Genomic DNA, 8508 nt, shown 5'->3' on the forward strand with positions numbered 1-8508 from the left:
AATTGAAAAGAGGATATTATAATGAAAGACCGTATCGATGGACACACAATATTAATCGGATTAATGGCATACCCTATTCGCCATTCAATGTCACCTACAATGCACAACAGTGCCTTTGTTAAGTTGGGGCTTAATTATGCTTACTTGGCATTTGAAGTTGAAAATGATCAACTTCCCGACGCCATCCAAGGAATCCGTGCTTTAAGATTGCGTGGAAGCAATATCTCTATGCCGAACAAACAAAAAGTTATTCCTTTATTAGATAAACTTGATCCTGTTGCTGAAATGGTGGGAGCAGTTAATACAGTTGTGAATGATGATGGAGTATTAACTGGTTATACGACTGACGGAACTGGTTTTATGAAGTCTTTGCAGGATGAAGATTTGAACATTATTGGACGCAAAATGACATTAGCTGGTGCTGGTGGTGCCGGAACAGCGATTGCTATTCAAGCAGCTATGGATGGTGTCAAAGAAATTTCTATCTTTAATAGAAAAGATGACCAGTGGGAAAATGCATTACGTAATGCAAAAATCATCAATGAAAAAACTGATTGTAAGGCTAATGTCTTTGATATTGCGGATCAAGAAACGTTCAAGAAAGAAATTGCTGATTCTTATATTTACTGTGATTCAACTGGTGTAGGGATGAAGCCACTTGAAGGTAAATCTTTGATCAATGATCCTTCAATTTTTCATAAAGACATGATCGTTTATGATACTGTCTATGCTCCAAGGACTACCAAGTTGATGGAAGTTGCCGAAGAAGCAAATGTTGAACATGTTTTCAATGGCTTGGGCATGATGTTAGAACAAGGTGCAGAAGCATTTAAGCTATGGACCGGAAAAGAAATGCCAGTTGATTACATTCGGGAATTACTTTTTAACGATGACAAATAGGGGGGCACTTACATGGAGACTCAAGAAGCAACAATCAGTAAAAAACAGAGTAATGCTTCACTTGCCACGGGGATTTATTTAAACTATGCAATTTTAAGTATTGCTCAAATAATTATTTCTCAATATAGTTCTTCATTCCAAGTTCAATGGAATACAGATCTTAAGGGGATCTCGACCGTTATTTCAATGATGGGTATCGGAAGACTGCTGACAATTCTTTTTGCAGGTGTCTTTTCGGATAAATATGGTCGAAAGCCGATATTGATTGTAGGTATGGTTTCGAATTCTATTTTCTTTGCTGGTTTAGTATTTAGTAATAGTTTGATAGCTGCATCAATATTTTCACTTTTCTTAGGATTTGCTAATTCATTCGACGATTCAGCAGCATATCCGGCTCTATCGGAAGCCTTTCCTGCTAAGTCCGCAAGTATGAACTCGTTAGTAAAAGCAGCGATGTCAGTGGCACAATTCGTACTACCATTTATAGTTGCTGCAATTTCAAATGCCAAGGTTACCGTTGTTATCTTAGCAATTGTTATTATTGCTAATATTGTCTTAGTAATATCGAGCAAATTTCCTAAAACGAATGCTGTTCCTCAAGAACAACCCAAGAAAAAAGCTGAAAACTTGGATACAACAACTTTGAGTGGCAATAAACCAAGCATGAAAATCGATGGTTTATTATTGATCTGCCTAGGATTTACCATTTCATTTACTTTTTATGTCTACACACAATATATTCCTAATTACGGAACTACTGTGTTAGGGTTAGATCCTAATGTCGCCAAATCATTAATTTCGTGGTATGCAATATTCTCACTTATTTCAGTCTTTCTAACCACAGTAATTGTTACTAAAGTTAAGCCGATTATTTTAGTTATTGTTTATCCACTTATTTCGTTAATATTCTTATTTGCATTATCAGCATTTCCAAGTGCTGGACTTGCCAGAATTACCAGTGCAGTAATTGGTTTCTTCGCTGCTGGTGGTGTTTGGCAGTTGGGATTAGCTGTTTTGACAAAGTACTTCCCAGGAGAAAAAGGACGGATGACAGGGTACTACAGTTTTGCCGCTGCATTGACATATTTTGTCGGACCATTTGCTTCAAGTTTCATTATTGGATCAACTCCTGCAAGTGTACTAACTGTCTTTTGGCTAGATGTTGCCGTCACTTTAATTGGAGTACTAGCAGCATTAACGGTATTTGTAAGAGCCAAAAAGTATAAGTTTGATATTTAATACCGAATTAGAATACTTGAAAGAGCCCCTAATACACGCTATATTAGCGTTGTATTAAAATCCTTTTGATACATAGTTTTTAAATTTTCATGTTTGAAAAGTTAAAAACTTTTTATGATAAATACCAATTCATTGTTTATAAAGTACGCTAAATGCCCTCATACTATTTTGAGGGTATTTTATTTTCCCAAACGGTCCAACCAACGCCACCAAATTTGGTATCCTAGACTTAACAACAACGACTAATTAGGGAGCAATAAACATGAAAGACGAGACGAATTTACAAAACGCTCTGACCGATTTTCTTGGTTCTGATGAATTCTATATGTTAAAAAACTATCCTACAGATATGGTTCTGACTGCTGTGTTGCAATTTTCGGATTTGGTTTTTGCAAGAGATGTTGATAAGCTGAAAGACTGGGATTCTGGCAGTATTATGAGAGCGTTCAATGATATCCAAGATGTCGCTAATAAGGATACCGATTCACGGGCATTTGCTACTCTCGCATATTTTTACTTCATTGTCCGTGAATTCCTAGAATTTGCTATTCGAACTGATTACATTGATCTAACTCCTACGCAATTGGCTGACACGTTGATTGATTTTGAGGTTGAAAATAATCTTGCTGGAGATCCTGTTCCATACTATTCAGAAATTCCTGATCAACAAGATGATGATATGCCAAGATTTCAACAACATACATTAGATAGAATTATCAAGGAAGTTCAAAAATGGGTTGAATTTTACTCCAGAAGTTCGCTTTGGTCGAAGCGTCCGGAAGGTGTAAATAAAGGCTTGTTGTATGAGGCTATCACGGCTATGACGGATCTGATCTATACTAACTTCCGCAGAACTCCTAGGACATGGACTAAAAAAGTAATCACTGCTGTAATGACTGACGATTTTGTTAGTTACGACATTTTTTTACAAGAAGAAATAGAATTAGTTGTTCCGGCGTTGTTAAAATACTTGGATTATGTTGGAAAAATTGGCAAACTTCCAGTCACAACAGTAGAACGCTATCAACGTTTTATTACTGCTGCTGAACCAGAAATGCTTGCAGCATATGAAGCAAGAAGTAAGCGACTAGCTGAGGTGCTTGGCCAGGGGATGTCGATGGATAAAGCTTTAGATATGGCAATCGATGATCTTGACCCTGATCCTGAACAAGTTTTTCTAAAACTCAATCATCCAAAGACTAACAATTCCAGAACTTGGAACAAGAAAACGGCTATTGCTACGCATAAATTAGGTGTTAAACTCGGTTTAGAAATGTGGTCGACGAGAGACCAATACAAATTAATTCAAGGTTTAGGGGTCGACGTCATAATCGAAATAATCAGTGACTTGGCTGACGTGCTTTACTCTATCAGTCTGGAAACGCCAGCTCAATTGTCAACTACGACCATGGCATATTTTGGACGCTTTTCAAGCACAGGGTATGATAGGACTAAAAAAAATCTAATTATCAGTTACCTGGAATTACTCGGGAATAATGGGACTGTTTCAAAACAAAAATCCACAGAACTTCTTGGAGCCTTTGAAGGTAAAATTGTACCATTTAAAAAGAAAAATTAATTAGCTAAAGAGACTAGCGCAGATACAAAACGTTAGTCTCTTTTTTGAAACCCCCATTCAAAGATATCCCCAAAAAAGGTAAACTAGAATTAATAATGTTATGAGGAGAATATAAAATGGCTGGTGTTTCGATAGGGGAAGTGCTCCACTTTTATGATGAGAGCGATGAGAAAAAGAGTTTGATTGGATATCCGAATGGCAGGATGTTGACGACTATTACTGATTTCGCAGCTACCCTTTCTTATATTGGAATGGAAGACTTCAAGTTGTGGACTGAAAAAAACGTCGAATATTTCTTAAGCGAAACAATTTCTTATGAAGAAAATTTGGATATTCCAAATGCTAAAGCTAATGCCTTTCATGCTTATAAAACGTTAGCAGCCTTTTTAACATTCGCTGCTAAGAAAGGGTATCTAAGTTTATCCGAAAAGCAGATAGGAAAGCTTTTGTCTAAGGTTGAAAAAGGAACTTATTTGGCAGATCCAGTGGTGCCTTATGATCCAGAGGGTAAAGGTAAGGGATTGTCTAAGTTTCAAGAAAAAACGATCCGCCAGTACTTAGAATTGACCGATAAATGGGCCGATAAGTATGTCTCCAGTCCAAACTATGTTGATCTTTTTGGAAGTTCAGACGGAAATACGCTGAAACTGATCATGTACTATTTAGTGGTCAATAATTATGAGGTTCATCGAAAGACGCCACAAACTTGGACTAAAAAATCAATTGCCGATATCATGACCTATGATTTCGTTAAACAACTAAATTTCCCAGAGCAAGATAGAGATCAAATTGTGCCAACTTTGGTTAACTTTATGGATTATTTAGCGGACAATGATTTGTTGAAACGGGAAAAAGCAGAGAAGTATCAACGATTTTTTACTGAAATTGAACCTAAAATGTTGAAGCTAATGCGAGATGACCTACTGGTAAATCCGGAAAAATTAACGATTGAGGAGATTTCTAAACGTGGGTGGTCGTTGCCTGAAGATGCAGAAGCGATTAGTGAATTCGGCGAAGAATATATGAAAAATGGAGCTTTAGAGTCGTCTAAAGAACGTTTGAAGTTCGAGAATGATGACGATTATGGCGACATGGATGATGAGGATTTTGCCGAATTACTTGATTCCGATGCTGATATGTTAGGTGCGGATGCCGATGACGATGGAGATCCACGACAAATTTTGAAGAACCCTGAACAACTCCGACAGGTTGCTGAAATCTATGATCCAGACAAAAATCAAGAATTTCTACGTGGTGATCATATTGACAGCAAGGGTTTGAAAACCTGGAATGAAACTGATGCTATGAAAAACCATGCTCGTGGTGTCCAATTAGCATTGAAATTCTTTTTACTTCGCACAGATTATGGTTTGGGTTACGATTTACCATCATTTGAAACCATCCAAGCAATCTCGCAAATAGTGGACCATTTCTATAATCATTTCTTGGAAACACCTGAAGAATGGAAAACACAATCAATGATCACTTTTGCCGGAATAATTCGGGGGCATGCTTCAAGTGAAGGCATACTAATATTCACTAATTTCTTCAGAATGTTAGCAAATGATAGGATAATTTCAATTGAAAAGAGTCAGAAATTTATTGATACCTTACACTGGAAAAATAAAAAAACTTTAGGATCATTTAGCATCTCGAAAGGAAAGTTAAAGCGTAAGAAAAAGAAGAAGAAAAAGAAAAAGAAACGTAAATAATTATTTGTTGGGGACTGTATTCAAATGTGAATGCGGTTCTTTTTTTGAATACAAAATAGTTGAACAAAAAATCAAAAAATATCTGTATTCAACTATTAAACAATTAAGCGCTTTCTTAAAGCCATTCCATATCCGTATAAGTAAGAAAGAGCAGCTATTGACAATACATAAACGGATACCTATATTATATATAGATAACCATCTATGTATTTAAAAAACGAGTTACTCAATTGTTAAGAAACTCGTTTTAAGAAGACAAAATTGATTATTTGGGGGATGTTGATTATGGCAGGTGTAACAAAAAAATTATCATTATTAGATCGTTTTTTGACTCTCTGGATTTTCCTTGCGATGGGTGTTGGGATTGGATTAGGTTATTTTGTACCAGGGATTGTAACAGGGATAAATAAACTTGAAGTTGGAACAACTTCTATACCCATTGCGATAGGCTTGATATTAATGTTGTATCCACCATTAGCTAAGGTGAAATATGAAAAGTTGTGGCGAGTCTTTAAGGATTGGAAGGTTTTATTACTATCACTTTTCCAAAACTGGATTATCGCTCCCATTTTAATGTTTATTTTAGCCGTTGTCTTTTTGCATAATTATCCTGAGTATATGGTGGGCTTAATTTTGATTGGTCTGGCTCGTTGTATTGCAATGGTGATTGTGTGGAGCAACTTAGCTCAAGCGGACAATGAGTATACAGCAGGATTAGTAGCACTAAATTCCATTTTTCAAATTATCTTTTATTCAGTGTTTGCCTATGTCTTTGTGACAGTTATTCCTGGATGGTTAGGTTTAGAAACGCATGCTATTTCGATTGGGATGGGTCAGATTGCAACAAGCGTCTTCATTTATCTAGGTATTCCTTTCGTTGCAGGCTTTTTATCTCGTTGGATTCTGATTAAGACAAAAGGAGTGAAATGGTACGAAGAAAAATTCATTCCTAAAATTAGTCCAATTACATTGATTGCCTTATTATTTACGATCGTTGTGATGTTTTCCGTTAAAGGAGAGAAAGTTATTGAACTTCCAATGGATGTAGTAAGAATTGCCATTCCATTAATCATTTATTTTATCGTTATGTTCTTTGTTTCATTTTTTGTTTCTAAACGTATGGGCGCCGGTTATCCAATTACAGCTTCATTATCGTTTACCGCAGCAAGCAATAATTTTGAATTGGCAATTGCGGTAGCGGTTGGCGTATTTGGTATTAATTCAGGAGAAGCTTTCGCAGCAGTGATTGGTCCACTAGTGGAAGTTCCAGTTTTAATTGGTCTAGTAAATGTAGCATTGAAATTGAAGCAAAAATATTTTAAGCAAGTCTAAAAAAGCAATCAAGTATTCTTATGAAAATTTTGATTATTGATTCAGTTGCGACTGTGACAAGTACGGCTGTAAAGGCTAGACGAAAAAAAGAGTAAGAAAAAGGTTACCCGCTTCTTCCTAATATGGAGGAAATGAGTAACCTTTTTTCATCTAGCTTTATTAATTTCTAGACCCCAGTCTTACCACCGCCAAAGATATCGTCCATGGCGCTGTTGAAGAGTGATCTGTCGGTTGTTTTGTCTGTGCTTACTTGCATTCCTGGTCTAAAGGATTGCATTAAGAAGTCCCAGAACATACCGGATAGACCAAGTTCGTCGTGGTCGTCCATTGATAGGGTGTAGCGAATGCCTTTTTCGTCGCCACTTTCGACTTTTTCGACCCAGTTTGGTTCACGGAGCGATTCACGTCCGATGGCTGCGAAGTCGATGCCTTTGTCCAAGACTTTTTCGGCTTCTTCAGGTGTTTGGATGTCACCGACACCGATCAGTGGGATGTCGTCGCCTAAGTGTTCTTTAATGGTCAAGTTTAGTGGTGTATCGATTGACTTGTCGTTCAAGGATTTGCGCCAAACGTCACCCATGGAAACGTGTAAGTAGTCGATTGGCTTTTCTTTGATAGCATCAACGAAAGCTAGAGTATCGTCAAAGCTGATACCTGGTTTTTCGACTTCTTCTGGTGAGAGACGATAGCCTAAGATGAATGGTTTATCAGCATATTTGTCGATAGCTTTTTGAGCTTCATCGATGACGGCGAATGGGAAGGCCATTCTCTTTTCTAGTGAGCCACCCCATTTGTCCTCACGACGGTTACTGTGTGGTGAGAAAAATTGTTGGATCAAGTAAGTATTGGCACCGTGGATCTCAACACCGTCAAAGCCGGCTAAAATAGCACGTTTTGTGGCTTGACCGAAGTCTTTGATCGTTTGTTCAACTTCAGCTTCAGTCAAAGCACGTGGTTCTTCAGAGTTTTCCCGCAAGGCTGTCACTGCACTAGCACTGACCGGCTTTTTGCCACGAAGTACAGATGTGAAAGTCATCCGTCCCGCACTAAAAATCTGCAAGATAGCTTTCGTACCATTTTTGTGGATAGCGTCAGCCAAGCTCTTCAAACTAGGAATGAACTTGTCGTCGGATGCGCTAAGTTCACCCTCGAATCCTTTACCTTCGTCATTAACGTAGGCAACGGCAGTAACGAACATACCAGCGCCACCAGTGTGGATCCGGTAATAGCGAAGTTCATCCCGCGTAACTTCACCGTTAGCAAAACTCATCATTTCTGTCATTGGAGGAATTACGATGCGATTCTTAACCGTGATGCTTTCTTCTTAAAAGTATAAGGTTTTAAAAAATTATAATCTGCCATAATGTCTTCTCCTCTTTCCCGATAAAGTCATGTTACCGCCATCATTTTTATTTGTGAAGTATTTAACATTGCTTATCATTCGATAAAAAACAGTGGATAAATTGATATCACTTGATTAGTCAACGATGAAAAATATTTTTCTGATAGGGGAAAATACGATAAAATAAAAACACAAAAGAACGCAAAAACTACCACAAAATCATGTGGAGTTTTTGCGCTCTTTTTTTTGTAATTATCATCTAAAGGTTGAAAGCACGAAAATAGCCCTCAACTCATTCGTATGTTGAGGTTGGGTACAATCAAATAGTTTTTTAACATCATGAAGCATTATCCAAGAGCCTGATCAGGCGATTGGGTAATGCTTTTATAAATTCGTCAAAAATA

General features: G+C 37.3%; 5 protein-coding genes and 1 pseudogene. 5 read left to right on the forward strand and 1 reads right to left on the reverse strand.

Translation table 11 applies throughout. The features are described 5' to 3' along the window. The first annotated feature begins 21 nt into the window (after positions 1-21). The 5 genes from EKM69_RS08425 to arsB all read left to right on the forward strand — a co-directional run bounded on the left by EKM69_RS08425 (position 22) and on the right by arsB (position 6762). Positions 22-900, forward strand: a complete 879-nt coding sequence (locus EKM69_RS08425; RefSeq protein ID WP_125710101.1) for a shikimate dehydrogenase — start codon at positions 22-24, stop codon at positions 898-900. 12 nt (positions 901-912) lie between these two features. Beyond that, positions 913-2139 carry an MFS transporter gene (locus EKM69_RS08430; protein WP_125710103.1) on the forward strand — a complete coding sequence of 409 codons (1227 nt, stop codon included), beginning with the start codon at positions 913-915 and terminating at the stop codon, positions 2137-2139. Positions 2140-2401: 262 nt separating this feature from the next. After that, positions 2402-3718 carry a hypothetical protein gene (locus EKM69_RS08435; protein WP_125710105.1) on the forward strand — a complete coding sequence of 439 codons (1317 nt, stop codon included), beginning with the start codon at positions 2402-2404 and terminating at the stop codon, positions 3716-3718. Between the two features lie 116 nt (positions 3719-3834). Continuing rightward, entirely contained in the window at positions 3835-5430 is a 1596-nt protein-coding gene (locus EKM69_RS08440; protein ID WP_125710107.1) for a hypothetical protein, read from the forward strand. A 276-nt stretch (positions 5431-5706) separates the two neighbouring features. After that, a complete protein-coding gene (arsB, locus tag EKM69_RS08445; protein ID WP_225423870.1) occupies positions 5707-6762 on the forward strand; it encodes an ACR3 family arsenite efflux transporter in 1056 nt (351 codons plus the stop codon). Between the two features lie 166 nt (positions 6763-6928). Here arsB and EKM69_RS08450 read toward each other — a convergent pair. Then, positions 6929-8124 (reverse strand): annotated as a pseudogene (locus tag EKM69_RS08450) (NADH-dependent flavin oxidoreductase). Between the last annotated feature and the right edge of the window lie 384 nt (positions 8125-8508).

Origin of the sequence: Companilactobacillus zhongbaensis (genome assembly GCF_003946515.1) — a bacterium.
In the GTDB taxonomy this organism is placed as follows: Bacteria; Bacillota; Bacilli; order Lactobacillales; family Lactobacillaceae; genus Companilactobacillus; species Companilactobacillus zhongbaensis.